The sequence below is a fragment of the Streptomyces rubrogriseus genome (genome assembly GCF_027947575.1).
In the GTDB taxonomy this organism is placed as follows: Bacteria; Actinomycetota; Actinomycetes; order Streptomycetales; family Streptomycetaceae; genus Streptomyces; species Streptomyces rubrogriseus.
The window spans coordinates 925,955-952,114 of sequence record NZ_CP116256.1; the positions used below are offsets into that span (position 1 = coordinate 925,955).

Annotated in this window: 23 protein-coding genes, 2 tRNA genes and 1 pseudogene; 14 read left to right on the top strand and 12 right to left on the bottom strand. The window is 72.5% G+C overall.

Annotated elements, in window-relative coordinates; all coding sequences use genetic code 11:
- The first annotated feature begins 139 nt into the window (after positions 1-139).
- The 4 genes from Sru02f_RS03960 (at position 140) to Sru02f_RS03975 (ending at position 6,542) form a co-directional block, all read left to right on the top strand.
- Positions 140-1,033 (top strand): FAD binding domain-containing protein, encoded by an 894-nt coding sequence (locus tag Sru02f_RS03960; RefSeq protein WP_052841719.1) that lies wholly within the window; start codon positions 140-142, stop codon positions 1,031-1,033.
- Entirely contained in the window at positions 1,030-3,327 is a 2,298-nt protein-coding gene (locus Sru02f_RS03965; RefSeq protein WP_109032658.1) for a (2Fe-2S)-binding protein, read from the top strand. Before Sru02f_RS03960 ends, Sru02f_RS03965 begins: the two co-directional genes overlap by 4 nt.
- Positions 3,324-5,645 carry a xanthine dehydrogenase family protein molybdopterin-binding subunit gene (locus Sru02f_RS03970; RefSeq protein WP_109032659.1) on the top strand — a complete coding sequence of 774 codons (2,322 nt, stop codon included), beginning with the start codon at positions 3,324-3,326 and terminating at the stop codon, positions 5,643-5,645. The genes Sru02f_RS03965 and Sru02f_RS03970 overlap by 4 nt, the downstream gene beginning before the upstream one ends.
- A 171-nt stretch (positions 5,646-5,816) precedes the next feature.
- Entirely contained in the window at positions 5,817-6,542 is a 726-nt protein-coding gene (locus Sru02f_RS03975) for an SUKH-4 family immunity protein (protein WP_280524900.1), read from the top strand.
- On the opposite strand, the gene Sru02f_RS03980 is transcribed toward Sru02f_RS03975, so the two are convergent.
- Positions 6,532-7,152 carry a hypothetical protein gene (locus tag Sru02f_RS03980; RefSeq protein WP_244941881.1) on the bottom strand — a complete coding sequence of 207 codons (621 nt, stop codon included), beginning with the start codon at positions 7,150-7,152 and terminating at the stop codon, positions 6,532-6,534. The genes Sru02f_RS03975 and Sru02f_RS03980 overlap by 11 nt on opposite strands.
- Before the next feature lie 188 nt (positions 7,153-7,340).
- Here Sru02f_RS03980 and Sru02f_RS03985 point away from each other — a divergent pair.
- A pseudogene (locus Sru02f_RS03985) lies at positions 7,341-7,805 on the top strand (VOC family protein).
- Positions 7,806-7,838: 33 nt separating this feature from the next.
- On the opposite strand, the gene Sru02f_RS03990 reads toward Sru02f_RS03985, so the two are convergent.
- From Sru02f_RS03990 to Sru02f_RS04000, 3 genes are all read right to left on the bottom strand, one after another.
- A tRNA-Cys gene (locus Sru02f_RS03990) sits at positions 7,839-7,913 on the bottom strand.
- Between the two features lie 154 nt (positions 7,914-8,067).
- Positions 8,068-8,454 (bottom strand): ATP-binding protein, encoded by a 387-nt coding sequence (locus Sru02f_RS03995; protein ID WP_109032661.1) that lies wholly within the window; start codon positions 8,452-8,454, stop codon positions 8,068-8,070.
- Positions 8,451-8,891, bottom strand: a complete 441-nt coding sequence (locus tag Sru02f_RS04000) for a hypothetical protein (protein WP_244941882.1) — start codon at positions 8,889-8,891, stop codon at positions 8,451-8,453. The genes Sru02f_RS03995 and Sru02f_RS04000 overlap by 4 nt, the downstream gene beginning before the upstream one ends.
- Before the next feature lie 154 nt (positions 8,892-9,045).
- On the opposite strand from Sru02f_RS04000, the gene Sru02f_RS04005 reads away from it, so the two are divergent.
- The 3 genes from Sru02f_RS04005 (at position 9,046) to Sru02f_RS04015 (ending at position 11,411) form a co-directional block, all read left to right on the top strand.
- Complete coding sequence (locus Sru02f_RS04005; RefSeq protein ID WP_109032662.1) at positions 9,046-10,146, top strand: helix-turn-helix domain-containing protein; 1,101 nt, start codon at positions 9,046-9,048, stop codon at positions 10,144-10,146.
- A gap of 14 nt (positions 10,147-10,160) precedes the next feature.
- Positions 10,161-10,829, top strand: a complete 669-nt coding sequence (locus tag Sru02f_RS04010) for a YdcF family protein (RefSeq protein WP_109032663.1) — start codon at positions 10,161-10,163, stop codon at positions 10,827-10,829.
- Between the two features lie 108 nt (positions 10,830-10,937).
- Positions 10,938-11,411, top strand: a complete 474-nt coding sequence (locus Sru02f_RS04015; RefSeq protein WP_109032664.1) for a WbqC family protein — start codon at positions 10,938-10,940, stop codon at positions 11,409-11,411.
- Here the strand turns inward: Sru02f_RS04015 and Sru02f_RS04020 are convergent.
- A tRNA-OTHER gene (locus tag Sru02f_RS04020) sits at positions 11,380-11,480 on the bottom strand. The two genes, Sru02f_RS04015 and Sru02f_RS04020, sit on opposite strands and share 32 nt — an antisense overlap.
- Before the next feature lie 195 nt (positions 11,481-11,675).
- Here Sru02f_RS04020 and Sru02f_RS04025 point away from each other — a divergent pair.
- From Sru02f_RS04025 to Sru02f_RS04040, 4 genes are all read left to right on the top strand, one after another.
- Complete coding sequence (locus Sru02f_RS04025) at positions 11,676-13,127, top strand: MFS transporter (RefSeq protein WP_109032665.1); 1,452 nt, start codon at positions 11,676-11,678, stop codon at positions 13,125-13,127.
- A gap of 144 nt (positions 13,128-13,271) precedes the next feature.
- A complete protein-coding gene (locus Sru02f_RS04030; protein ID WP_109032666.1) occupies positions 13,272-15,068 on the top strand; it encodes a DEAD/DEAH box helicase in 1,797 nt (598 codons plus the stop codon).
- A 301-nt stretch (positions 15,069-15,369) separates the two neighbouring features.
- Positions 15,370-16,032 (top strand): IclR family transcriptional regulator, encoded by a 663-nt coding sequence (locus Sru02f_RS04035; protein WP_109032667.1) that lies wholly within the window; start codon positions 15,370-15,372, stop codon positions 16,030-16,032.
- Positions 16,033-16,090: 58 nt separating this feature from the next.
- Entirely contained in the window at positions 16,091-16,870 is a 780-nt protein-coding gene (locus Sru02f_RS04040) for a S16 family serine protease (RefSeq protein ID WP_109032668.1), read from the top strand.
- 26 nt (positions 16,871-16,896) lie between these two features.
- Here Sru02f_RS04040 and Sru02f_RS04045 read toward each other — a convergent pair whose 3' ends face one another.
- From Sru02f_RS04045 to Sru02f_RS04065, 5 genes are read right to left on the bottom strand one after another with little or no spacing between them, the layout of a single operon-like run.
- On the bottom strand, positions 16,897-17,865 hold the full coding sequence (locus tag Sru02f_RS04045; RefSeq protein ID WP_109032669.1) for a glycine betaine ABC transporter substrate-binding protein: 969 nt from the start codon (positions 17,863-17,865) through the stop codon (positions 16,897-16,899).
- Positions 17,862-18,734, bottom strand: a complete 873-nt coding sequence (locus tag Sru02f_RS04050) for an ABC transporter permease (RefSeq protein ID WP_109032670.1) — start codon at positions 18,732-18,734, stop codon at positions 17,862-17,864. The genes Sru02f_RS04045 and Sru02f_RS04050 overlap by 4 nt, the downstream gene beginning before the upstream one ends.
- Positions 18,731-20,005, bottom strand: coding sequence for a betaine/proline/choline family ABC transporter ATP-binding protein (locus tag Sru02f_RS04055; RefSeq protein WP_109032671.1), 1,275 nt, complete (start codon positions 20,003-20,005; stop codon positions 18,731-18,733). The genes Sru02f_RS04050 and Sru02f_RS04055 overlap by 4 nt, the downstream gene beginning before the upstream one ends.
- Before the next feature lie 7 nt (positions 20,006-20,012).
- On the bottom strand, positions 20,013-20,660 hold the full coding sequence (locus Sru02f_RS04060) for an ABC transporter permease (protein WP_003975880.1): 648 nt from the start codon (positions 20,658-20,660) through the stop codon (positions 20,013-20,015).
- 33 nt (positions 20,661-20,693) lie between these two features.
- The gene (locus tag Sru02f_RS04065; RefSeq protein WP_109032672.1) at positions 20,694-21,185 is read right to left on the bottom strand and encodes an Lrp/AsnC family transcriptional regulator; all 492 of its coding nucleotides are present in this window, start codon (positions 21,183-21,185) and stop codon (positions 20,694-20,696) included.
- Positions 21,186-21,309: 124 nt separating this feature from the next.
- Here Sru02f_RS04065 and hppD point away from each other — a divergent pair, with 124 nt between their 5' ends.
- Positions 21,310-22,455 carry a 4-hydroxyphenylpyruvate dioxygenase gene (gene hppD / locus Sru02f_RS04070; protein ID WP_102930144.1) on the top strand — a complete coding sequence of 382 codons (1,146 nt, stop codon included), beginning with the start codon at positions 21,310-21,312 and terminating at the stop codon, positions 22,453-22,455.
- A 12-nt stretch (positions 22,456-22,467) separates the two neighbouring features.
- Here hppD and Sru02f_RS04075 read toward each other — a convergent pair whose 3' ends face one another.
- Positions 22,468-23,904, bottom strand: a complete 1,437-nt coding sequence (locus Sru02f_RS04075; protein ID WP_174855120.1) for a tetratricopeptide repeat protein — start codon at positions 23,902-23,904, stop codon at positions 22,468-22,470.
- Positions 23,905-23,995: 91 nt separating this feature from the next.
- On the opposite strand from Sru02f_RS04075, the gene Sru02f_RS04080 reads away from it, so the two are divergent.
- The gene (locus Sru02f_RS04080; protein ID WP_109032673.1) at positions 23,996-25,462 is read left to right on the top strand and encodes an FAD-binding oxidoreductase; all 1,467 of its coding nucleotides are present in this window, start codon (positions 23,996-23,998) and stop codon (positions 25,460-25,462) included.
- Positions 25,463-25,475: 13 nt separating this feature from the next.
- Here Sru02f_RS04080 and Sru02f_RS04085 read toward each other — a convergent pair whose 3' ends face one another.
- Positions 25,476-25,904: an SsgA family sporulation/cell division regulator gene (locus Sru02f_RS04085; RefSeq protein ID WP_109032674.1), complete on the bottom strand. Its 429-nt coding sequence runs from the start codon at positions 25,902-25,904 to the stop codon at positions 25,476-25,478.
- Between the last annotated feature and the right edge of the window lie 256 nt (positions 25,905-26,160).

The window sequence follows — 26,160 nt, forward strand, 5'->3', positions numbered from 1 at the left end:
GGCGGGCGAATGCCTCCTAGCGGACCCCTGCGTTCGGGCCCTGCGAAGATGTGCCAGAGTTGCCACGTCCACCCTGTCAGGTCGTACCGTACGGCCACATGGGCGGGACCAGGTGGGACAGCGGGAAGGGGCAGTCGGTTTGACCACGCACGCACCGCAGGCGGCGCAGGCCGTCACGCTGCCCACGACACTGGACGAGGCCGTGGCGGCGCTCACCGCGATGCCCGCGGCCGTTCCGGTCGCGGGCGGCACCGACCTGATGGCGGCCGTCAACTCCGGGCAGCTCAGGCCCGCCGCACTGGTGGGTCTCGGCCGGATCAGCGAGATCCGCGGCTGGCAGTACCAGGACGGGCACGCGCTGCTCGGCGCGGGCCTCACCCATGCCCGCATGGGCCGCCCCGACTTCGCCGCGCTCATCCCGGCGCTCGCCGCCGCCGCGCGCGCCGCCGGACCGCCGCAGATCCGCAACGCCGGCACCCTCGGCGGCAACATCGCCTCGGCCGCCCCCACCGGGGACGCGCTGCCGGTGCTGGCCGCGCTGGAGGCGACGCTGATCATCGCGGGCCCGGACGGGGCCCGCCGGGAGATGCCGGTCTCGCACCTGCTGGCGGGCATGGAGATGCTCCGCGCGGGAGAACTCATCGGCTACGTGCGCGTGCCGCTGCTGCACGCGCCGCAGGTCTTCCTGAAGGCGACCGGCCGCACCGGACCCGGCCGCGCCACGGCCTCCGTGGCGCTGGTCCTGGACCCGGCCAGGCGCGGTGTGCGGTGCGCGGTGGGCGCCATCGCGCCGATGCCGCTGCGGCCCCTGGAGGCCGAGCAGTGGGTGGCCTCGCTCATCGACTGGGACAACGGCCGGGCCGTCGTGCCCGAGGCACTGCACGGCTTCGGCGAGTACGTCGCCGCGGCCTGCATCCCCGACGCGGCCCCGGACGAGGACGGCTCCGTGCCGCAACTTCCGCCCGCCGTACTGCACCTGCGGCGCACCGTCGCCGCGCTGGCCCGACGAGCACTGGGGAGGGCCCTGTCGTGACCGACGACCAGCACGGCGACCCGCACGGCGATCAGCACGGCCAGGGCACCCCACCGGGCGGCAGCCGCTGGGACCCGCTGCCCCAGGGCGACTACGACGACGGCGCCACCGCCTTCGTGAAGCTGCCCGAGGGAGGCGTGGACGCGCTCCTCGCCTCCTCCGACAGCCCGCTCGCCGCGCCCGGACACGGCTACGTGCCGCCCCAGATCACGGTCGCGCCCGCCACCACCGCCGGCACCGACCCCGCCGCCACCGGGTCCTGGGCCGCGCCGTCGGCACCGTCCGCGCCCGTGGACGGCGCCCAGTGGCAGGTCCCGGACGCCGGTCAGGGCCCCGCCGCCCACCAGGGGTACGGGGGGTACCCGGCCCAGCAGGACCCGTACGGCGGGGCCGCGCCCTACGACGTGAACGCCGGGCAGGGCGTCCCCGGGCACGACGACCGGTTCGCCTACCAGCCGGGTCCCACCGGACAGTGGGACTTCTCCCAGGCCGCGCAGGCCGCCCAGGCGTCCCAGGCCGAGGCGGACGCCGCGGCGGCCCGGCAGGCGTCCGGCCAGGACGTGACCGGGCAGTGGTCCATCCCAGTCGCGGACGGCGACCTGCCGGACGAGTCGGGCGAGTTCACCACGTCGTCCCTGGCCGAGCAGTGGGGCACCGGTGCCCCGGCCACCCTCCCCGGCGGCGCACCCGCGCCCTGGGCGACGCAGCCGGCCGGGCAGCCGTGGGGCGAGGACGCGCCGCGGACCGGACCGGCCGACGAGGAGCGACCCGCCGTCGGCGGGCACGCATACGGCACCACCGCGAGCGGACACGGGGAAGGGCACGACGCCGACGCGGGTCACCGTGCCGGCGCCGACCTGAGCGGGCACGGACACGGACACGGCCACGATTCCGGCGCCGACACGGGCCATGGCCCCGACGCCGCCGTCGGCCCGCACGGCCCCGTCCCGAACGCGCACGGACCCGGCTCCACCGCGAGCGGACACGGGGCAGGACACGGGCCCGGATCGGCCGCCGCCTCCGTGCACGGGCACGACCCCGCCGTGCGCCCGGACGGGCCCCGCCCCGCCGACGGTTCGTACGCCCAGGCGCCCGGTGTCGACACCGAGTCCGCGGCCGAAGGCGCCGGGGCCGGTCCCAGCGTACCGGCGCCCGACGGGACCCCCACGGGAAGCGGGACTGCCACCGACGGGCCCCGAGGGGCCGACGCGGCCCCTGAGGGCCCGGCAGGGCGTTCCGCGGGCCCCGGTGAGGAGGCGAGGGCCGGGTCCCGTCCGGAGGCCGCTGAAGGCCCCGTGACGGACCGGGCGCCGACCGGCGGCCGGGAGCGCGTGCCCGAGCCCGCCCGGGAACGGGAACACGGGCAGGCGCCCGCGGGAGAGCCGCGGCCCGAGTCCTCGGCCGCCCCCCAGGGCGTCCCGGCCGACTCGCCCGACCCGGCAGACTCGCCCGATCCGACCGACCCGGTCGACCCGGCTGATTCGATCGACCCGGCCGACCCGACCGGCCAGGGGACCGACGCGGCCGACGCCGGGAGCGACGCGGACGGCCCCGAGGCCGCCACCGAAGCTGCCCAGGAGCCGTCGGCGCCCGCCGGGCCGCAGGACGAGCACCCGCTCGCCTCCTACGTGCTGCGCGTCAACGGCGCCGACCGCCCCGTCACCGACGCCTGGATCGGCGAGTCGCTGCTGTACGTGCTGCGCGAGCGGCTCGGCCTCGCGGGCGCCAAGGACGGCTGCTCGCAGGGCGAGTGCGGCGCCTGCAACGTGCAGGTCGACGGGCGGCTCGTCGCCTCCTGCCTGGTCCCGTCCGTGACCGCGGCCGGCAGCGAGGTGCGCACCGTCGAGGGCCTGGCCACCGACGGACAGCCGTCGGACGTGCAGCGGGCGCTCGCCCGGCGCGGCGCCGTCCAGTGCGGCTTCTGCGTGCCCGGCATGGCGATGACCGTGCACAACCTCCTGGAGGGCAACCCGGCCCCGACCGAGCTGGAGGCCCGCCAGGCCCTGTGCGGCAACCTGTGCCGCTGCTCCGGCTACCGGGGCGTCCTGGAGGCGGTCCAGGAGGTCGTCGCCGAACGCGAGGCGCACGCCGACGCCGACGCGCACGCCGGACCGGACCCCGAGGAGCCCCGCATCCCGCACCAGGCCGGTCCCGGCGCGGGCGGCGTCAACCCGGCGGCGTTCGACGCACAGCCACCTCCCGGCGCGCAGGACGCTCCAGGACCGCACGACCGGCCGCCGTACGGCGACCACGGAGACCACGGCACCCACGGCCGGGACGGAGGCCACGCGTGAGCAACGACGCCGCGACTGCGGAGGCCGAGGGGACCGCCGAGGCGGCGACCCCCGTCCCCGACCCGATCCCGCACGGCCTCGGCGCGTCGCTGCCGCCCGCCGACGCCCGCGCCAAGACCGAGGGCACCTTCCCGTACGCCGCCGACCTGTGGGCCGAGGGCCTGCTGTGGGCCGCCGTGCTGCGCTCACCGCACCCGCGCGCCCGCATCGTGTCCATCGACACCACCCACGCGCGCGAGATGCCCGGCGTACGGGCGGTCGTCACGCACGAGGACGTGCCCGGCAGCCCGCTGCACGGCCGCGGTGGTCAGGCCGACCGTCCGGTGTTCGCCTCCGAGGCCGTACGCCACCACGGCGAGCCGCTCGCCGCCGTCGCCGCCGACCACCCGGACACCGCGCGGATGGCCGCCGCCGCCGTCATCGTCGAGTACGAGCTGCTCGACCCCGTCACCGACCCGGAACAGGCCTTCGAGGCCGAACCGCTGCACCCCGACGGCAACCTGATCCGGCACATCCCGCTGCGCCACGGCGACCCGGACGCGGCCGGCGAGATCGTCGTCGAGGGCCTGTACCGCATCGGCCGCCAGGACCCGGCCCCCATAGGAGCCGAGGCGGGTCTGGCCGTACCGCGCCCCGACGGCGGCGTGGAGCTGTACCTGGCCTCCACCGACCCGCACGGCGACCGCGACATCGCCGCCGCCTGCTACGGCCTGTCGCCCGAACAGGTGAAGATCGTCGTCACCGGGGTACCGGGCGCCACCGCCGACCGCGAGGACCAGGGCTTCCAGCTGCCGCTCGGACTGCTGGCGCTGAAGACCGGCTGCCCGGTGAAGCTGACCGCCACGCGCGAGGAGTCCTTCCTCGGGCACACCCACCGCCACCCCACCCTCCTGCGCTACCGCCACCACGCGGACGCCGAGGGCCGGATCGTGAAGGTCGAGGCGCAGATCCTGCTCGACGCGGGCGCCTACGCCGACACCTCCTCCGACGCCCTGGCGGCCGCGGTGGCCTTCGCCTGCGGCCCGTACGTCGTGCCGAACGCCTTCATCGAGGGCTGGGCGGTGCGCACCAACAACCCGCCCTCCGGCCATGTGCGCGGCGAGGGCGCGATGCAGGTCTGCGCCGCGTACGAGGCGCAGATGGACAAGGTCGCCAAGAAGCTCGGCCTGGACCCGGCCGAGGTGCGGCTGCGCAACGTCCTGGCCACCGGCGACGTGCTCCCCACCGGCCAGACGGTCACGTGTCCGGCGCCGGTCGCCGAACTCCTCCAGGCCGTCCGCGACTTCCCCCTCCCGGCCCTCCCCAAGGACACGCCCGAGGACGAGTGGCTGCTGCCCGGCGGCCCCGAGGGCGCGGGCGAACCGGGCGCGGTGCGCCGGGGCGTGGGCTACGGCATCGGCATGGTGCACATGCTCGGCGCCGAGGGCGCGGACGAGGTCTCCACGGCCACCGTGAAGGTCCAGGACGGCGTGGCCACGGTGCTGTGCGCGGCCGTCGAGACCGGCCAGGGCTTCACCACGCTGGCCCGGCAGATCGTGCAGGACACCCTCGGCGTCGACGAGGTGCAGGTGGCGCCCGTCGACACCGACCAGCCTCCGGCGGGCCCGGGCTGCCGCGGCCGCCACACGTGGGTGTCGGGCGGCGCGGTGGAACGGGCGGCCAAGATGGTCCGCACCCAGCTCCTCCAGCCGCTGGCCCACCAGTTCGGGATGTCCACCGAGCTGCTCCAGATCGCCGACGGCAAGATCACGTCCTACGACGGCGTGCTGTCGACGACGGTCACCGAGGCGCTGGACGGCAAGGAACTGTGGGCCACCGCCCAGTGCCGCCCGCACCCCACGGAGCCGCTCGACGAGGCCGGGCAGGGTGACGCGTTCGTCGGCATGGCCTTCTGCGCGATCCGCGCGGTGGTCGACGTCGACATCGAGATCGGCTCGGTACGCGTGGTGGAACTGGCCGTCGCCCAGGACGTCGGCCGCGTCCTGAACCCGGCCCAGCTGACCGCCCGTATCGAGGCGGGCGTCACCCAGGGCGTCGGCATCGCGCTCACGGAGAACCTCCGCACCCCCCGCGGCCTGATCCGCCACCCCGACCTGACCGGTTACGCCCTGCCGACCGCGCTGGACGCCCCGGACATCCGGATCGTGAAGCTCGTCGAGGAGCGTGACGTGGTCGCGCCCTTCGGCGCCAAGGCCGTCAGCGCGGTCCCGGTGGTGGCCTCCCCGGCGGCCGTCGCCTCCGCGGTGCGCGCGGCCACCGGACGCCCGGTGAACCGGCTCCCGATCCGCCCGCAGGCCGCGGTGGCCGCCGGTCACTGAGCGGCGGTCGACCCGCCCGCGCGCGTGAGGCAACGAGTGCGTCCTCCCGCGCGTCCTACGAGGTGAACGGGGTCATGCGCGGGCGCGTTGTCAGTGGTGGCGCGTAGTCTCCGAAGGAGCGCGAACGGCAGCCGCCGGCACGCGGACGGCCATACTTTCTCGGGGGAGACGATGCACGTGGTCACCGGCGGTACGACGATCACGCGGGGCGCGGATGCGGACGCCCGGCCGGCGGTTCCCTCGCTGGTGACCCGGGTCCGCCTCGCGACGACGGTGGAGGACCCGTCCTGGACCCGCGGCGCCGCCCGGCGGTCCCAGGCGAGCGGCGAGCGGCCGTCGCTGTGGAACACGTCCACCCTGATGAGCTGCCTGCTCCTGGCGGTGGGCCACCGTGCGGAGCCGGGTACCTCCCGGGACCTGCCGCCCCGGTTCCTGGACCGGGAGTTCGGCCGTCACCGGGTGACGCGCTTCGAGGACATCGACTTCCCGAGGACCCTCACCCACGAGCCCACCCGCCGCTTCCTGCGCGAGACGGGCCTGCCCGAGGACGCCCGTCCCTTCCGGCTGGACGCGGACGACCTGCCGCTGCCGACGCTCGCGGAGTACTGCGAGGAGCACCCGGACCACCCGGCCCCGCCCGGCGCGGACCACCTCGTACGCCTGGGACGCCTCGCGGACGGCGCCCACGTCGCCGTCGACGGCACGACGGGCGCCGTCCTGACGTGGAGGACCCCCGACGGCACCCTCCACCCCCTGGTCTCGGACGTCTCCGCCCTCGCCCTCACCCTCTGGGCACTGCGCCGGGCGGGCCGGTTGGAGGCCGTGGCGGAGACCGACGAAGCGGGCGCCGACAGGTGGTCGGCCCGGGGCCCGAGGTGCCGCGCCGTCAGCCGTTGAGCCCGGCGGAGGGCTCGTTGCCGTTCTGAGCCTGCTGCGACCGCTTGGCGAGCATCGAGGCCAGGTCTCGAATGCTGTCCTCGTCGATGTCACCCTTGTGTGCGGCCTTCTCCATGGTCCACAGCAGAGTGGTGCCGACCCGGGTCTGGGTCACGGCGCCGGGCTCGCCATGGAAGCCGGAGGTGCCGAGCCGGGCGTCGTGCTGGTCACCGATCGGGCCGAGCTTCAGGGTCCTGGCCTTTTGGCCCGTCACGCTGGCCTGGTTGTCGTAGTAGCCGTCCCAGAGCACGTCGTACGCGTCCTGGGCGGCCTTTTCGCTGTCGTAGGCGACGATCTGGAAGGTGACGGAAGCGGTGGGGCTCTCGCGCTGGAAGGTAGCTGCGCCGAAGAAACGGGAGTTCTCGCAGCCGGCGTTGCCATTGATGGGGCAGGCCTGCGAGCGGTAGAGCTCGTTCATCTCAATGGCTGTGGGCTGGAAGGACTGCTTCCAGCCCGTCATGACCTCGCCGTCCGGCAGCGTCAGGCCGACCTGTTCCTTCGTGAGCGCCGCCCTGCCGGTTGTGCTGTCGCTCTCCGGCGACTCTCCGCAACCGGTCAGCAGCAGTGCCACCGCGGCCCCCGCGTACCACCTGTACATTCTCCTGGTCATGTGACCACCCCCCGAGTCGGTCATCCTACGCGGACCGTCTGCGCGCGGGGCGTGCCGGTCTGCTCGCTACTGCCAGGGCCTGTCACGTCGTCGGGCCGCGCGTTTCCTGGCGGCTGTCCGGGTAGGTCGCACGCGTCAATAGGGGGCCGATGACGTCGATCAAAAAGCTCCAAGTCACCTTCGACTGCGCAGAACCCGAGCGCCTCGCTCGCTTCTGGTGCGAGGTGCTGGGGTACGTCGTACCGCCGCCGCCGGCGGGGTTTGCCACGTAGGACGATTTCAAGGGCTCGCAGCCGTCCGAGCGGCGGGATTCGTTATTCGCTTGCGTTGATCCCTCGGGTGTGGGCCCGCGGCTGTACTTTCAGCGCGTCCCCGAGGGAAAGGCCGCCAAGAATCGGGTCCATCTTGATGTGCGGGTCGGCACCGGACTCGTGGGTGAAGAGCGCCTCGCCGCACTTGAGGCGGAGTGCGCACGGCTGGTCCCGCTTGGCGCGGTACACGTGCAAACGCTGTACGACGGCAACGATGCGTGTATCCCGATGCTGGACATCGAGGGCAACGAGTTCTGTATCGACTGCGGGCCGCGAACGCGTCCTCGTTCTGTCCCCGCATGAGGGGGACCGCCGTCCGGCGGTACCCAGGGTGGGTGGAGGCCGTGGCGGGATTCGAACCCGCGTAACTCGCTTTGCAGGCGAGCCCCTGGGCCACTCGGGCACACGGCCGGGTCTGTGACTCGGTGCCTCGACGGTAGGCCGGGGCCGGGGAGGCGCTCAAGGGATCCGGGCGGGCCGCAACACGACTGCCATATGCCGTTCATGAACGCTCGCCCGAGCCGTGGGCACCCAGCCAAAGACCCGGTCCTGACGCGGTCGTACGTCATGCGATTTTGAAGCAGGACCAAACGATCTTTCCGAGCGGTGAGCGGTCCTGGACGCCCCAGCCGTCGGCGAGTGCTGCCACCAGGACAAGACCGCGTCCGGACAAGTCGGTGGCGGTGGTCTGACGAGGCTCGGGGCGTCGGCGGCGGCTGTCGTGCACCTCGAGGCGTACGACGCCGTCCTCGGCGTTGAGACGGACCAGGAACCCGTGGTCGGCGACAGTGCCGTGGACCAGTGCGTTCGTGGCGAGCTCGGAGACGCAGAGGCGGATGTCGTCGTGCCGTTCCGCCCAGCCCCAACCGGTCAGGGTCGTGGAGACGAAACCCCTCGCCTGCCCCACCGACTCGGGGCGTGCCTCGAAGAAGCGCTGCACCGTTTTGATCATTGCTGTCCTCGTGACTCGGTCTCCAGGAGGCGGATGGCTTCCGGGCTGTGGCAGTGGGTCACCGTGATGGAGGTGGCCGACGGGCATGTGGAGCGGGATCGGCGAACCAGCAGCAGCCGGGACCCGACGGCCTCGATCCGTCGGCCTCGTTCAGCGGCTATCGCCCTCGGGCCAAGGTGCGACAGGGCCGGGGCGAGCACCCCGTAGACGTCCGGCAGGGCCAACGCGTCCAGCAGGCCGGTGAAAGAGGCCGAGCCGGCGCCGGCGCCTGCCGTGCGTTCGGCGAAGATGCCGGACAACGTCAGCTCGTGGCCGAGGGAGTAATCGGCGAGCGAGGCGACCAGCGCCTCCCTCCGGGCTTCGGAGACGCGCACCAGCCGCAGAAATCCGTAGACGACAGGTCCGCTGACCAGGCGATGTTCCGTGAGAAGTTCCATAGGAGAGACCGTCCAAAGGGCCGACACGCGGTGACGTTCCTGAGCATGGAGGTCGTCGAACTCCCGGCCAATCACCTGCTGTTCTACTTTCGTCCTACTTCCGTCCCGCCCTTTCCCCTGCATCTGCTTCGATGGCGGTGGAAGGGAGCGAGGCGTGGCAACCGTGCACCACTGGACCGGTCTGGAGGCCAGGGCTCTGCGTCTCGCCCTGCGTCTGAGCGTGCGGGCTTTTGCCGAGCACCTCGGTGTGGCGGTCGCGACGGTCTCGAAGTGGGAAAGCAAGCGCGCGAAAACCGAGCCCAGACCCGACACCCAGGCCATCCTCGACACCGCCCTCGGACGTGCGGACGCTCCTGCCCACCTGCGCTTCGAGACTCTCCTCTCCGAGATGGCCAGCACTGTGCAGGGCGCTGGGCGGCGCGTCACTGCCGCCGGACCCCGAGCCTGGGAGTACGAATCGTGGGCCGACGACCTGGACCGCGTGGTGGTCGCCCTTTCCCGTCAGAATTTCGCCTTTGCCGACAGCCTGCTCAGCCGCTGGTTGGCGCGGTTCGATGCCCAGGGACTGGATGACAAGGGGCTGTATCTGTTTGCCCGCTCGACGGCACTGCTCGGTGACCTCAGGCGTGATCAAGGCTCCGTTCTCGGCCCACTCTCCGCCCAGCACTCCTACGCCGGTGCTCGCGCGGTCTTCACCCGGCTCGACATCCCGCGTCGTGTTGCCCAACTCGACCTTTCTCTTGCGGTGGTCACGGAAATGTCCGGCAGGCTGGAGGCAGCCGCCCGCCAATACGAAGGCCTCGCCGTCGACGACCGTCTTTCCCACCGTGACCGCGCCCGGGCCCGCCTGTGGGTGGGCACGGCGCTGAGCAAGAACGGTCGGCACGACTACGCGACCCGGGTCATGCAGGCCGCGACCCGAGACTTCGAGGCCCTCACCGAACCCGACGACTGGTCGGTGGCCCACCAGAAACTCGCCCTTGCCCGCCGTGGCGCCGGCGACCTCACCCAGGCCCTGCACTTCATCGACATCGCCCGCAGCAGCGGGACCACCGACTCACCGATGCAACGCGTACGGCTGGACACCGCCCACGGCCACGTCCTGCTCTCCGACACAGCGACGCGGGATGATGGGCTCCAGGTCCTTGATCAAGCCACCCGCACAGCCGCGCGGTACGGACTCGTGCACCAACTGCGCAGTATCGAGGGCATCAAGGCCATGAAGGAGGGGCCGATCGGCCCCCGGCGACGGTGACCAGGGAGAAACGCGTGAGCGACAAGCAGCAGGCCATCACCGAGAACCAGTGGCGTCGCGCCGCGCTCATCTGGGACTACCACCAGATGCACCACCAGCTGCGCCCCGCCGACGTGGCGATCGGGCTGGGCAGCCACGACCTCGGCGTCGCCACCCACTCCGCAGAGCTGTACCGCGCGGGGCTGTTCCCGACCCTGGTCTTCACCGGCGGCAACAGCCCCACCACCGCCGAGGTCTTCCCGCGCGGCGAGGCCGTCCACTTTCGCGAGCACGCCATCGACCTGGGCGTCCCCGCCGGGGCGATCCTGCTGGAACCGAACGCTGGTAACACGGGCCAGAACATCACCCTCTCCCGCGAGGTCCTCACCGACGCCGGCATCACTCCGACCACGGTGATGTTGGTTTCCAAGCCGTACATGGAGCGGAGGTCGTTCGCGACCGCCCGCAAGTTGTGGCCCGACGTCGAGGTCCTCTGCGCGTCGGAGCCGCTGGAGTTCGACGACTACGTGAAGTCCATCGGCGACGTGAAGCTCGTCCTGGACATGCTCGTCGGTGACCTCCAGCGGGTCATCGAGTATCCGAAGCTCGGATACGCCATTGAGCAGGAAGTACCGGAGGACGTGCGTGGAGCGTACGAGTCTCTCATCCGTGACGGCTTCACCAGCCGCCTCACCGCTTCCTGACCTGCCGGTATCGGGCGGGCTGTGCGCGGTTCACCAGCCCAACCTGTTTCCGAGACTGGCCACACTGGCCAAGCTCTTCGCGCGGACTACTGGATCGTCCTGGACGACGTGCAGTTCGCCCGCCGCGACTACCAGCACCGAGCACGCCTCGGCGCCCTCGACGAACCAAGCCGTCGGCAGTGGCTCACCGTCCCGACCCGCCTTCCCCAGGGCAGGCAGACTCTCATCCGGGACGCGTTGATCGTGGATCCCGGCATGGCCCGCCGGAAGACCATGGGGATGCTGCGCCAGCACTACGGAGCCGGCCCACACTGGCCGGCCCTCGCCGAACTGCTGGACAGGGTGCTGGACGCCTTCGACACGGGCAGGGTCGCCGCCGTCGCCACGGTCTCCCCCCGCCTACTGCTGGACCTGCTCGGCTGGCAGGGCCAAGGCCTGATCGGCAGCAACCTGCCCTCCCGGCCGGGACGCTGCGGAGACTTGTCTCGGACCAAGGCCTTTTGCTGTCCACTGCTTGACTGCTGCCTGCTTGCTCGCCTGGTCAGACGGCTGGAGGCCGGGGCGGGATTCGAACCCGCGTAACTCCCCGCGAGCGGAGCTCGCTGATGAATGCAGCGCAGGCGAGCCCCTGGGCCACTCGGGCACACGGCCGGGTCTGTGACTCGGTGCCTCGACGGTAGGCCGGGGCCGGGGAGGCGCTCAAGTGATCCGGGCGGGCCGCAACACGACTGCCATATGCCGTTCATGAACGCCCGCCCGGGCCGCCGGGTCGTACGACCAAGGTCCCGGTCCCGTACCGCCTCCCGACAGGGGTAAAAGCAGGTCGCGGCCCTTACTCTGGCGACCATGACCGTCCCTGAGCCCCGCGACACCGATGTCGCCGTCCCCGCCGAGCCCTCCGTCCCCGCCGCCGCCCCCGCCGAGACCGTGCTGAGCCGCGCCTACCGGGCGCTGAGCATCGGCATCGTCTCCGTCATCGTGCTGATCGCCTTCGAGGCGACGGCGGTCGGCACGGCGATGCCGGTGGCGGCGCGGGAGCTGGACGGGGTGTCGCTGTACGCGTTCGCGTTCTCGGGGTACTTCACGACCAGCCTGTTCGGGATGGTGCTCTCCGGGCAGTGGTCGGACCGGCGCGGGCCGCTGGCCCCGCTGACGACCGGCATCGCCTCCTTCGCGGCCGGGCTCGTGCTGTCCGGGACGGCGGGCGCGATGTGGCTGTTCATCCTCGGGCGGGCCGTGCAGGGGTTCGGCGGCGGCCTCGTGATCGTGGCGCTGTACGTCGTCGTCGGCCGGGCCTACCCGGAGCGGCTGCGGCCCGCGATCATGGCGGCGTTCGCGGCGGGCTGGGTGGTCCCGTCCGTCGTCGGACCGCTGGCCTCCGGCGCCGTGACCGAGCACCTCGGCTGGCGCTGGGTGTTCGTCGGCATCCCGGTGCTGGTCGTCGTCCCGCTGGCCCTCGCGCTGCCGCAGATACGCAGCCGCGCGTCCGGCCCCGTCGGGGGAGGGGACACCCCGGCCTCCTTCGACGGCCGCCGGATCCGCCTCGCCCTCGCCATCTCGCTGGGCGCGGGCCTGCTCCAGTACGCCGCCCAGGACCTGCGCCCGATCGCCCTGCTGCCGGGAGCCGTGGGCGTCGCGCTGCTCGTCCCCGCCGTCCTCGGCCTGCTGCCGCGCGGCACCTACCGGGCGGTGCGCGGCCTGCCCTCCGTGGTCCTGCTGCGCGGGGTGGCCGCGGGGTCGTTCATCGCCGCCGAGTCCTTCGTCCCGCTGATGCTGGTCACGCAGCGGGGGCTCAGCCCGACCCTGGCCGGACTCTCCCTGGCGGCCGGCGGCGCGACCTGGGCCGGCGGCTCGTGGCTCCAGTCCCGGCCGCGCCTGGAGCCGTACCGGGAGCGTCTGATGGCCCTCGGCATGCTCCTGGTCGCGGCGGCCATCACCACGGCCCCCAGCGTGCTGATCGACGCCGTCCCCGCCTGGACGGTGGCCGTCGCCTGGGCCTTCGGCTGCTTCGGCATGGGCCTGGTGATCTCCTCCACCAGCGTGCTCCTGCTCAAGCTCTCCGCCCCCGAGGAGGCCGGTACCAACTCCGCCGCCCTCCAGATCTCCGACGGCCTCTCCAACGTCGTCCTGCTGTCGGCCGGCGGCGCGGCCTTCGCGGCGCTCGGCGGCGGCACGGTCAGCCACACGGCCACCGAGGCGACCGGCTCCCACCCGGCCGCCTTCGCGGTGGTGTTCCTGCCGATGGCGGCGGTGGCGCTGGTCGGGGCGTGGGTGGCGACACGGGTGCGGGAGAAGTGAGCGCCGTGCGGCGGGCGGGGCGGTTGTGACGTCCGTCCCACCCGGGGGTGACCCGCCCCCGTGCGCGCGGTGATCGCTCCGGCCCGCCGGTAGGGTGGCCCGGTTGTCATACGTGGCCGAGCCGCTCTACCCCCTTCGGAGACCGTGACTACCACCGCCAGCTCCAGCACCTCGCACCACCTGTCCCCGGCCTTCCCCGGCCGTGCCCCCTGGGGCACCGCCGGCAAGCTGCGGGCCTGGCAGCAGGGGGCGATGGAGAAGTACCTCCAGGACCAGCCCCGGGACTTCCTGGCCGTCGCCACCCCCGGCGCCGGAAAGACGACCTTCGCGCTGACGCTGGCGTCCTGGCTGCTGCACCACCACGTCGTGCAGCAGGTGACCGTGGTCGCGCCGACCGAGCACCTGAAGAAGCAGTGGGCCGAGGCCGCCGCGCGGATAGGGATCAAGCTCGACCCCGAGTACAGCGCGGGCCCGCTCAGCCGCGAGTACCAGGGCATCGCCATCACCTACGCCGGCGTCGGCGTGCGCCCCATGCTGCACCGCAACCGCGTCGAGCAGCGCAAGACCCTCGTCATCCTCGACGAGATCCACCACGCCGGCGACTCCAAGTCCTGGGGCGAGGCCTGCCTGGAGGCGTTCGAGCCGGCCACCCGCCGCCTCGCGCTCACCGGCACGCCCTTCCGCTCCGACACCAACCCCATCCCCTTCGTGGCGTACGAGGAGGGCAACGACGGCATCCGCCGCTCCGCCGCCGACTACACCTACGGCTACGGCTCCGCGCTCTCCGACGGCGTCGTGCGCCCCGTCATCTTCATGAGCTACAGCGGCAACATGCGCTGGCGCACCAAGGCGGGCGACGAGATCGCCGCCCGGCTCGGCGAACCGATGACCAAGGACGCCGTCAGCCAGGCCTGGCGCACCGCGCTCGACCCGCGCGGCGAGTGGATGCCCGCCGTGCTGCGCGCCGCCGACCAGCGGCTCACCGAGGTCAGGAAGGCCATCCCGGACGCCGGGGCGCTCGTCATCGCCGCCGACCAGGACTCCGCCCGCGCCTACGCGAAGCTGATCCGCGAGATCACCGGCGACAAGGCCACCGTCGTACTGTCCGACGACGCGGGCGCCTCGAAGAACATCGACACCTTCAGCCAGGGCACCGACCGCTGGATGGTCGCCGTCCGCATGGTGTCCGAGGGCGTCGACGTGCCCCGCCTCGCGGTCGGCGTCTACGCCACCACCATCTCCACCCCCCTCTTCTTCGCCCAGGCGGTGGGCCGCTTCGTCCGTTCCCGCCGCCGCGGCGAGACCGCCTCCGTCTTCCTCCCCACCGTGCCCGACCTGCTCACCTTCGCCAACGAGATGGAGCGCGAGCGGGACCACGTCCTCGACAAGCCCAAGAAGGACGGCGAGGAGGACCCCTACGCCGAGTCCGAGAAGGAGATGGACGAGGCCAACCGGGAGCAGGACGAGGACACCGGCGAGCAGGAGCAGTTCGCCTTCGAGGCGCTGGAGTCCGAGGCCACCTTCGACCGGGTCATGTACAACGGCGCCGAGTTCGGCATGCAGGCCCACCCGGGCAGCGAGGAGGAGCAGGACTACCTCGGCATCCCGGGACTGCTGGAGCCCGACCAGGTGCAGCTGCTCCTCCAGAAGCGGCAGGCCCGGCAGATCGCGCACAGCCGCAAGAAGCCCGACGAAGAGGCCGACCTGCTCGAACTGCCCGCCGACCGCCGCCCGGTGGTCTCCCACAAGGAGTTGATGGAGCTGCGCAAGCAGCTCAACACCATGGTCGGCGCCTACGTCCACCAGAGCGGCAAACCGCACGGCGTGATCCACACCGAACTGCGCCGCGTGTGCGGCGGCCCGCCCAGCGCCGAGGCGACCGGCGGACAGCTCCGCCAGCGCATCGCCAAGGTCCAGGAGTGGGCGACGCGGATGAAGTGACGCGCGGCGCGCCGGTACCGAGGGCGTGCGCGGTACGTACTGGGACAAACACAGGCGGTTGATAACGGTTGGCGCCCGGATTCTGGACGGAGCCTTCCGCTGAGCGAACCGGGTCCTTTACTGTCCCGCTACGCACGCCCCGTGGCAGCGCCGCCGCGGAGCGCAGCCGTGAAGCGACTGGGCCCGGGACAAGGCCGGGCCGTCAGCCGATCGGCGGCCTCTGAAGCGCGTCACTGACGGGACTCGGTGACGCATCCGCCGCGATGAGGGCCGCCGACCTCACCACTAAGGAGTGGGCGTCGTGACCGCGGAGACCTCTCAGACGCTCGACCGGGGACTGCGCGTCCTCAAACTGCTGGCCGATACGGACCACGGGCTGACCGTCACCGAGCTGTCCCACAAACTGGGCGTCAACCGGACCGTCGTGTACCGGTTGCTCGCCACGCTGGAGCAGCACGCACTCGTACGCCGCGACCTGGGCGGCCGCGCCCGCGTCGGCCTCGGCGTACTGGGCCTGGGCCGCCAGGTGCACCCCCTGGTCCGCGAGGCCGCCATGCCGGCCCTGCGCGCGCTGGCCGAGGACATAGGGGCGACGGCCCACCTGACCCTGGTGGACGGCGCCGAGGCGCTGGCCGTCGCGGTCGTGGAACCGACCTGGACCGACTACCACGTCGCCTACCGCGCGGGCTTCCGCCACCCCCTGGAACGGGGCGCCGCGGGCAAGGCGATCCTGGCCGCCCGCCAGCCTCCCCGGCCCACCGCCGACGACGCCGTGGACGACCCCGGCTACACCCTCACCCACGGCGAGCTGGAGGCCGGCGCCTGCGGAGCGGCGGCCCCCCTGCTCGGCGTCACGGGGGTGGAGGGCAGCGTCGGCGTGGTGATGCTGGCCGACGTGGTCCCCGAACGGGTCGGCGAACGCGTGAAGCACGCCGCCCGGGAGGTGGCGGAGGCGCTGCGGTGAGACGGGGTCGTGCCCGGGCGTCGGAGCCACGGGGATCGCGCCACGTTAGATTGACTCCGTGCTCTCTCGTCTCACGCGTCCCCAGTTCCTCGCCGTCTGCGGTCTGCCCGTCGTGGCGCTGCTCGCGACCGCCCTGTTCGCGCCCCTGCCGTTCTCCGTGGCGCAGCCGGGGCTGACGGCCGACGTGCTGGGGAAGAACCGGGGCGCCGAGGTGATCACGATCAGCGGCGCGCCGACGCACGACACCAGCGGCCAGCTGCGGATGACGACGATCGAGGCGACCGGGCCGGACGCGAGCATCCACCTCGGGGACGTGCTCGGCAGCTGGTTCGACACCGACCGGGCCGTGATGCCGCGCGACGCCGTCTACCCGAGCGGCGACGACGTGAGCGAGATCGAGCAGTACAACCAGGAGCAGATGAAGGAGTCCCAGGACTCGGCCACCACGGCCGCGCTCCGCTACCTCCGGATGGACAAGGGCGACGTCGACGTCGAGCTCCGCCTGGAGGACGTCGGCGGACCCAGCGCCGGGCTGCTGTTCTCGCTCGGCATCGTCGACAAGCTCGGCGCCGGCGACCTCACCGGGGGCAAGGTCGTCGCGGGCACCGGGACCATCACCGACGGCGGCAAGGTCGGCGCCGTCGGCGGGGTGCCGCTCAAGACGCAGGCCGCCCGGCGGGACGGGGCCACCGTCTTCCTGGTGCCGAAGGCGGAGTGCTCGGACGCGCAGGCCGAGCTGCCGAAGGGGCTGCGGCTGATCCCGGTCACCACCCTCGAGGGCGCCGTCGACTCGCTGAAGGCGCTGGAGAGCGGCAAGGGCGACGTCCCGGCCTGCTGAGCGGCGCGCGCAATGCCCCGGCGGCGCTACCCCTCCTTCACGAAGCCCTTCGCCTTCATCCAGTCCAGCGCCACCTGGTGCGGGTCCTCGCCGTCCACGTCGACCTTCGCGTTCAGGGTCTGCGCCACGTCGTTGGTCAGCGCCTTCGTGACCGGGTCCAGGACCGACGCGATCGCCGGCCACTTCTTCAGGGTGGCCGTACGGACCATGGGCGCCGCGTTGTAGTTCGGGAAGAACTTCTTGTCGTCCTCCATCACCACCAGGTTCATGGACTTGATCCGCCCGTCGGTGGTGTACACCTCGCCGTAGGTGCAGGCGCCCTTAGCGGTCTGGGTGTAGATGATGCCGGTGTCCATCTGCGTGATGTTCCCGGCGGGCAGCGACATGCCGTACGCCTTCTCCAGGCCCGGCAGGCCGTCCGCGCGGTTGGCGAACTCGCCCTCCACGCACAGCGTCACCGCGCCCGGGTCCGACTTGGACAGGGCGGTGACCTCCGAGAGGGTCTTCGTCCGGTACTTCTTGTAGTTGGCCTGGTTCATCGCCAGCGCGTACGTGTTGTTCAGGCGGGCCGGCTCCAGCCACGTCAGCCCCTTCTTCGCGTCGGCCTCCTTCACCGCCTTCCACTGCTGCTCCGGGTCGGGGATCGGCTTGCTGTTGCCCAGGTAGGTGATCCACGCGGTGCCGGTGTACTCGTACGTGGCGTCGGCGTCGCCGTTCTCGACCGCCGCGCGGGTGCCGACCGAGCCCTGGATGCCGGTGCGGTCGAGCACCTCGGCCCCGGCCGCCTCGAAGGCGATGCCCATGATCGCGCCGAGGACCAGTTGCTCGGTGAACTCCTTCGAGGTGACCGTGAGATCGGCCCCGTCCAGCGGCTTCCCCTTGCCGATGGTCCCCGGTTCCACGTCGTCGACCATCGGGGAGCCGCTGGTCAGCCCGCACCCGGCGGAGGCGGAAAGGAGTGCGGCGGCCAGCGCCCAGCAGGTACGCCGTCTCATGCGCCCACCTCCAGTCCCCGCGGCCGCAGCAGCAGTTCGGCCAGCGAGGCCAGCCAGTCCACCAGCAGCGCCAGCGCGACGGTGAGGACCGAGCCCAGCACCAGCACCGGCATCCGCTGGCTGGTGATCCCGGTGGTGATCAGCACGCCCAGGCCACCGCCGCCGCCGAAGGTCGCCAGCGTCGCCGTACCGACGTTCAGGACGAGGGCCGTGCGCACGCCGGCCAGGATCAGCGGGACGGCCAGCGGGAGTTCCACCCGGGTGAGCACGCCCAGCGGGGACATCCCGATGCCGCGGGCCGCCTCCAGGAGCGTCGGGTCGTTCGCCTTCAGGCCGGCGATGGTGTTGGACAGGACGGGCAGGACGGCGTAGATGATGATGCCGATCAGGGCGGCCCGGCGGCCGATGCCCAGCCAGATCACCAGCAGCGCCAGCAGACCGATCGCCGGGGTCGCCTGGCCCATGTTGGCGAAGGCCATCGCGAACGGGGTGGCCTTCCGGAACGCCTTGCGGGTGAGCAGGATGCCCAGCGGGATCGCGATGATCAGCACGAAGAAGGTGGAGATCACCGTCAGCTGGACGTGCTGCCACAGGGCCTTGGTGACCTGGCCGTTGCCGAGGGCGTTCCGGCTGAGCGCGTCCAGGTCCGCCTGCCGGTACCACAGCCAGGTCGCCAGCAGTACGGCGATCAGGACGACCGGCAGGAAGGTCAGCTTGCGCCAGCCGACCCGGGGGCCCGCCGCCACCGGGGACGGCGCGGGCGCCCCGCCCCGCGCCCCGCCATCCTCCGCCTCGTCCCCGCCCTCGTCCCGGAAGGCGAGCCCCTTGACCTCGTGCTCGCCCTCGGGGCGGCGCGCGGAGCCGCTCACGCGCGGCCTCCGACCTCGCCGAAGCCCTCCTGCTCGGTGTGCGTCTGGGTGGCCCGGGTCTCCTCCAGGTCGTGCTGGTGCTCCAGCGCGTCCAGCCGGTCGGCCTCCAGCAGTTCGTGCACGGAGTTCATCAGCGTCTCCATGTCGACGACGCCCTCGTACGCGCCGCGCCGCCCGGTGACCGCGACCCGCCCCGCGTTGTCGGTGAGCACCGCCTCCAGCGCGTCCCGCAGCGTCGCGTCCCGGGTCACCGTGTCGTGGACCAGCGTCCCGGCCCGGGCCAGCGAGCCCCTGGCCCGCATCAGGTCGCCGCGCCGCAGCCACTTGTAGGGGCGTCCGCGCCGGTCCAGGAGCAGGATCTCGTTGGTGCCCGACTCCCGCAGCCGGTCGAAGATGTCCTGGAGCGGGTCCTCCACGGTCACCGTCGGGTAGTCCGTGATGCCCACGTCCCGCACCCGGGTCAGGTTCAGGCGCTTGAGGGCCGCGCCCGCGCCCACGAAGCCGGAGACGAAGTCGTCCGCCGGGTTGGTGAGGATCGCCTCCGGGGTGTCGAACTGCGCGATGTGCGAGCGTTCGCGGAGCACGGCGATCCGGTCGCCCAGCTTGATCGCCTCGTCGAAGTCGTGGGTGACGAAGACGATCGTCTTGTGCAGTTCGTGCTGGAGGCGGATCAGCTCGTCCTGGAGGTGGTCCCGGGTGATCGGGTCGACCGCACCGAACGGCTCGTCCATCAGCAGCACGGGCGGATCGGCCGCCAGCGCCCGCGCCACGCCCACCCGCTGCTGCTGGCCGCCGGAGAGCTGACGCGGATAGCGGCCGTGGAACTCCCCGGCGTCCAGGCCGACCAGGTCCAGCATCTCCTCCACCCGGTCCCGGATCCGCGCCTTCGACCAGCCGATCATCTTCGGTACGAGTGCGATGTTCTGGGCGACGGTCATGTGCGGGAAGAGACCGGAGGACTGGATCGCGTAGCCGACCTTGCGGCGCAGCTTCACCGGGTCGATGTCGGTGACGTCCTCGCCGTTGATGCGGATGCGGCCGCCGCTGGGCTCGATCAGCCGGTTGATCATCTTCAGGGTGGTGGACTTCCCGCAGCCCGAGGGGCCCACGAAGATGACCGTCTCCCCGGCCTTGATCTCCATCGACACGTTCTCGACGGCGGGCTGCGGATTGCCCGGGTAGCGCTTGGTGAGGGCCTCCAGCTCGATGGTCGCCCCGGTGGTGCCGCCGGACGCCTCGCCGCGGCCGTCGTCGGAAACGGAACCGGACACGGATGTCTCAGACACGGATCCCCCTCGGAATGGTCAGCCGTCCCAGCAGTACGTACGCCGCGTCGAACAGCAGGGCCAGGACGATGATCCCGAGCGTGCCCGCGAGGACCTGGTTGAGCGCGTTCTTGCTGCCCAGCGAGGCGATCCCGCGGAAGATCTCGTTGCCGAGGCCCGGCCCGGAGGCGTAGGCGGCGATCGCCGCGATGCCCATCAGCATCTGCGTGGAGACCCGGATGCCGGTCAGGATCGGCGGCCAGGCCAGCGGCAGCTCCACCCGCAGCAGCCGCGCCGGACGCGACATCCCGATGCCCTTGGCGGCGTCCACCAGCGCCGGGTCGACGCCGCGCAGGCCCACGATCGAGTTGCGCACGATCGGCAGCAGCCCGTACAGGGTCAGCGCGGTCACCGTCGGCGGCACGCCGAGCCCCAGGATCGGGATGAGCAGACCGATCATGGCCAGCGACGGGATGGTGAGGATGGCCGACGTGGACAGGGTGGCCACGTTCCCCGCCCAGTCGCTGCGGTAGGTGAGGACGCCGATCAGCACCCCGAGCAGGGTCGCCACGACCATGCACTGGAAGACCGCGCTGGCGTGCTGGTAGGCGTCGGCGAGCAGCTGCTGGTGGCGGCTGCCCAGGAAGTCCCAGAAGTTCACGTCCGCTCACCTCCGGGATCGGGCCGGCCGGCCTCAGTCGTGTCCGCCGCTGTCCCCGGCCGCCTGCTCCACCAGCGGGATGATCCGCAGCGGAACGGGGTTCTCCATGACGATCGCCGTGGCGGCCCGGACGATGCCATCAAAACCGACAACCCGGTCGATCACCCGCTGGAGATCGGCGTTCGAGCGGGCCACCAGGCGGCACAGCATGTCCCCGGTGCCGGTCGTGGTGTGCAGCTCCAGCACCTCCGGCACCGTCGCCAAGTGCGCCCGTACGTCGGCGCCTTGGCCCTGCCGGATCTCCAGCGTGGCGAACGCGGTGACCGGGTAGCCGAGGGCCGCCGGGTCCACTTCGGGTCCGAAGCCGCGTATGACTCCGTTCGACTGAAGCCGGTCGAGCCGCGCCTGCGCGGTGCCGCGCGCCACCCCGAGCCGTCGGGACATCTCCAGCACCCCGATCCGCGGCTCCCGCGCCAGCAGACCGATGATCCGCCCGTCCAGCCGGTCGATCCCCGTACCCGCCATCCCGCACCCTCCCTGCTGGTCATCCTGTACAGATCGCCCGCCCGCACCCGCACGTCACTGGTCATGTTGCCCACTGAAAACGCAAACTATTGCGCACCTTGCGAACAGGGGAGAACCTGCGGCTATGACGCAGACCACACACCACACTCCCGACACCGCCCGGCAGGCCGATCCCTTCCCGGTCAAGGGAATGGACGCGGTCGTCTTCGCCGTGGGCAACGCCAAGCAGGCCGCGCACTACTACTCCACCGCCTTCGGCATGAAGCTGGTCGCCTACTCCGGACCGGAGAACGGCAGCCGGGAGACCGCGAGCTACGTCCTGGAGAGCGGCTCCGCCCGCTTCGTGTTCACCTCGGTGATCAAGCCCTCGACGGACTGGGGCACCTTCCTCGCCCAGCACGTGGCCGAGCACGGCGACGGCGTCGTCGACCTCGCCATCGAGGTCCCGGACGCGCGCGCCGCCCACGCCTACGCCGTCGAGCACGGCGCCCGCTCGCTCGCCGAGCCGCACGAGGTCAAGGACGAGCACGGCACCGTCGTCCTCGCCGCCATCGCCACCTACGGCGAGACCCGGCACACCCTCGTCGAGCGCACCGGCTACGACGGCCCGTACCTGCCCGGGTACGTCGCCGCCAAGCCGATGGTCGCCCCGCCCGAGCAGCGCGTCTTCCAGGCCGTGGACCACTGCGTCGGCAACGTCGAACTCGGCCGCATGAACGAGTGGGTCGGCTTCTACAACAAGGTCATGGGCTTCACGAACATGAAGGAGTTCGTGGGCGACGACATCGCCACCGAGTACAGCGCGCTGATGTCGAAGGTCGTGGCCGACGGCACCCTCAAGGTGAAGTTCCCGATCAACGAGCCCGCCATCGCCAAGAAGAAGTCCCAGATCGACGAGTACCTGGAGTTCTACGGCGGCGCCGGCGTCCAGCACATCGCGCTGAACACCAACGACATCGTGGCGACCGTCCGGGCGATGAGGGCGGCCGGCGTCGAGTTCCTGGACACCCCCGACTCGTACTACGACACGCTCGGCGAGTGGGCCGGCGAGACCCGGGTGCCCGTCGACGTCCTGCGCGAGCTGAAGATCCTCGTCGACCGGGACGAGGACGGCTACCTGCTGCAGATCTTCACCAAGCCGGTCCAGGACCGTCCGACCGTCTTCTTCGAGATGATCGAGCGCCACGGCTCCATGGGCTTCGGCAAGGGCAATTTCAAGGCCCTGTTCGAGGCGATCGAGCGCGAGCAGGAGAAGCGCGGCAACCTCTGACCCGCACGGGCGTCAGTCGGGCGGGCCCTCCACCGGGGGCTCGCCCAGCTCCGCCAGCGCCCGCTTCGCCTCCGGCACCCGCAGCGGCGAGAAGTACGGGTTGATCGTCAGCGCCTCGCCGAGGTGCCGCCGGGCGGGCCCGTACCGCCCCAGCTCCTTCTCGATCACCCCCCGGTGGAAGACGTACAGCGCGCTGCGCACCCCGCCGCCCTTGTCGCCGTCGGTCGCGATCGTCGCGAACTCCAGCGCCTCCTCGTCCGCACCGGCGCGGTGCAGCGCCCAGCCCAGCGCGTCGGCGACCGCCGTCCCCGGCTGCCGCCCCCACTCCACCCGCAGCCGCTCCACCGCCGCCGCCGGATCGCCGTGGTCCGCGTCGAGCAGCCCCAGCACCAGCTGCTCGTCGGCCCCGGCCGCCTCCGCGCCCCGCGCCCGCTCCCGCAGCAGGTCGTACTCCACCCGCGCCGCCTGGCCGAGGCCCAGCGACTCGTACAGCTCGCCCAGCTCCAGCGCGTACTCCGGGCTGGGCCGCTTGGCCAGCGCCGCCTGGTACGCCGACAGCGCCTCCGTCGTCCGGCCCAGCGCCGCCAGGGCCCGGCCCTGCCCGGCCTGCGCGGCCCGTTGGTCGGGGTCGGTGCGCAGCGCCTCCTGGAAGAACCGCAGCGCCTCCTCCCGCTCCCCGCGCTCGAACGCCAGCCGCCCGGCCTGCTCCAGGTACGCCGCCCGCTCCGCCGGTGCCCCGGCGGCCGCCGCCGCGTCCGAGATCCGGGCCGCCGCGTCCTCCCGCCAGCCCCGGTCCCGGTAGACGGCCGCCGCCAGCGCGCCCACCGCCGCGGTACCCGGTCGCAGCTCCATCACCTTGTCCAGGGCCCGGCCCACGCCCTTGTCGTCGCCGAGCCCGGTGTACGCGCCGATCAGCACCGCGTGCGCCGTCCACCGCTTCGGCGCCGCCTGCACCGCGCTCTCGCCCCACTTCTTCGCCGCCGGGAAGTCCCGCCGCGCCACCGCCAGCGCCGCGAGCCCCTCCAGGGCCTGCGGGTTGCGCTTCGGCCCGGTCCGCAGCGAGGTGCGCAGCGCCTTCTCGGCCTTCGGCCAGTTCGCGCCGTCGGCCGTCCGGCGGCCCTGCTCCACGTACGCGGCGCCGAGCACCGCCCACGACGCCCCGTCCAGCGGATGCGCCCGCAGATGGGTCTCCCGGTCGCCGATCAGCGCCGCCAGGTCCGGCAGCGCGGCGGGCACGCCCGTGGTGACCGCCCCGCGCGCCAGCGCCGCGGGCCCCGGCGCGGGCGGAGGAGCGTCACCGGCCCCCCAGGGAAGCAGCACCAGCACCCCGCCGAGCACGGCGGCCCCGGCGACCGAGGCGATCAGCACCCGGCGCCCGCGGCGCGACCGCCGCCCGGGTGCCGGTGCCTCGCCCTGTTCCCGCCGGGTGAGCCTCTCCATGACCTCCATGGCGCTCACTGTGCGCCCATACGACGATCACACCGGGCAGGTGACGGCTGCCGCCCGCGGGGTTCACACCGATGGCCGTGGATGCGAGCCTGTGATCATGAGCCGTATCGAAGCGCCTCGCGACGAAGACGACGCAGCCGCGGCGGTCGACAGCACCCCCGGCGGCACCCCCGGCAGCCCCCTCGGCGACCGGAGCACCCTCGTCGACCGGCTGCTGGCCGGTCTGCCCGCCGGGTCCGTCCTCACCGATCCCGACGTCACGGCCTCCTACGCCAACGACATGGCGAGCTTCTGCCCGGCCGGCGCCCCCGCCGCGGTCGTCCTGCCGCGCACCGTGGAGGACGTCCAGCACGTCATGCGCACCGCCACCGAACTGCGCGTCCCGGTGGTCCCGCAGGGCGCCCGCACCGGCCTGTCCGGCGCGGCCAACGCCACCGACGGCTGCGTGGTCCTCTCCCTGACGAAGATGGACCGCATCCTGGAGATCAACCCGGTTGACCGGGTCGCCGTCGTCGAACCGGGCGTCGTCAACGCCACGCTCTCCCGCGCGGTGAACGAACACGGCCTCTACTACCCGCCGGACCCCTCCAGCTGGGAGATGTGCACCATCGGCGGCAACATCGGCACCGCCTCCGGCGGCCTGTGCTGCGTCAAGTACGGGGTGACCGCCGAGTACGTCCTCGGCCTCGACGTCGTCCTCGCCGACGGCCGTCTGATGTCCACCGGCCGCCGCACCGCCAAGGGCGTCGCCGGGTACGACCTCACCCGGCTCTTCGTGGGCTCCGAGGGCTCACTCGGCATCGTGGTGAAGGCGGTCCTCGGGCTGCGCCCCAAGCCGCCCGAGCAGCTGGTGCTGGCCGCCGAGTTCGGCTCCGCGTCCGCCGCCTGCGACGCGATCTGCCGGATCATGGAAGGGGGCCACGTCCCCTCCCTCCTCGAACTGATGGACCGTACGACCGTCAAGGCGGTCAACGACCTCGCCCACATGGGCCTGCCGGAGAGCACCGAGGCGCTCCTGCTCGCCGCCTTCGACACCACCGACCCGGCCGCCGACCTCGCCGCCGTGGGCGCCCTGTGCGAGGCCGCGGGCGCCACCCAGGTGGTCCCGGCCGAGGACGCCGCCGAGTCCGAACTCCTCCTCCAGGCCAGGCGCCTGGCCCTCACCGCCCTCGAAGCCGTCAAGGGCACCACGATGATCGACGACGTGTGCGTGCCCCGCTCCCGGCTCGGCGACATGCTGGAGGGCATCGACCGGGTCGCCGCGAAGTACGGGCTCACCATCGGGGTCTGCGCCCACGCGGGCGACGGCAACACCCACCCCACCGTCTGCTTCGACGCCCAGGACCCCGACGAGTCCCGGCGGGCCCGCGAGTCCTTCGACGAGATCATGGCGCTCGGCCTGGAACTCGGCGGCACCATCACCGGCGAGCACGGTGTGGGCGTCCTGAAGAAGGAGTGGCTGGCGCGGGAGATCGGCCCGGTGGGCCTGGAGATGCAGCGGGCCGTCAAGGAGGTCTTCGACCCGCTGGGCATCCTCAACCCGGGCAAGCTCTTCTGACCGCTGCCGCTCCTCACCTGGCGAGCAGCTCGGCCAGCCCGTCGTCGATCCCGAGCTGCGCGCCCTCGGTGCCCGGCGGCACCGCCCGCAGGGTCCGCTCCAGCCAGGCCGACACCTGGGGCGTGGGCGCCTCCAGGAGGGCGTCGCCGTCCGGGCTGCTCAGCGCGACCAGCACGACGCTGCGGCCCTCCGTCTTCGACGGCCACACCCGCACGTCCCCGTGCCCGGACGGCCGGAAGACGCCCTCCACCAGGAGGTCGCGGGCGAACGTCCAGTGCACCGGGTGGCCGGAGTCGATGTGGAAGGTGATGTGCACGGCGTAGGGATCGTCCGTGTGGTAGCCGAGCCTGGCCGGCACCGGGATGCCGCTGTCGGGCGACAGGATGAGCCTCAGCTCCAGTTCGCGCTCCACGACGGTGGGGCCGGTGGGGTTGGTGTGCATGGCGGGTTCCTCTCCCGAGTCTCGTACGTCCTTGCGTGGAGAGAGCGGCCCGGGCCCGGAGCATTACGCGGGTTCGGGGAACTTTTTTCCGCACCCCGGACCGGGGCTCGGCCCGGATGTGAAGGTCCCGGCACGAGGTTGCCCGGAAAGGGGCGGGTACGGCGGGACCGGCGGTGCGGATTGCGCCCGTCTGATAGATGTTGAGGCCCCCCTATCAACCCCCGAGCAGATACGGGACGACGGACATGAGCGCCCC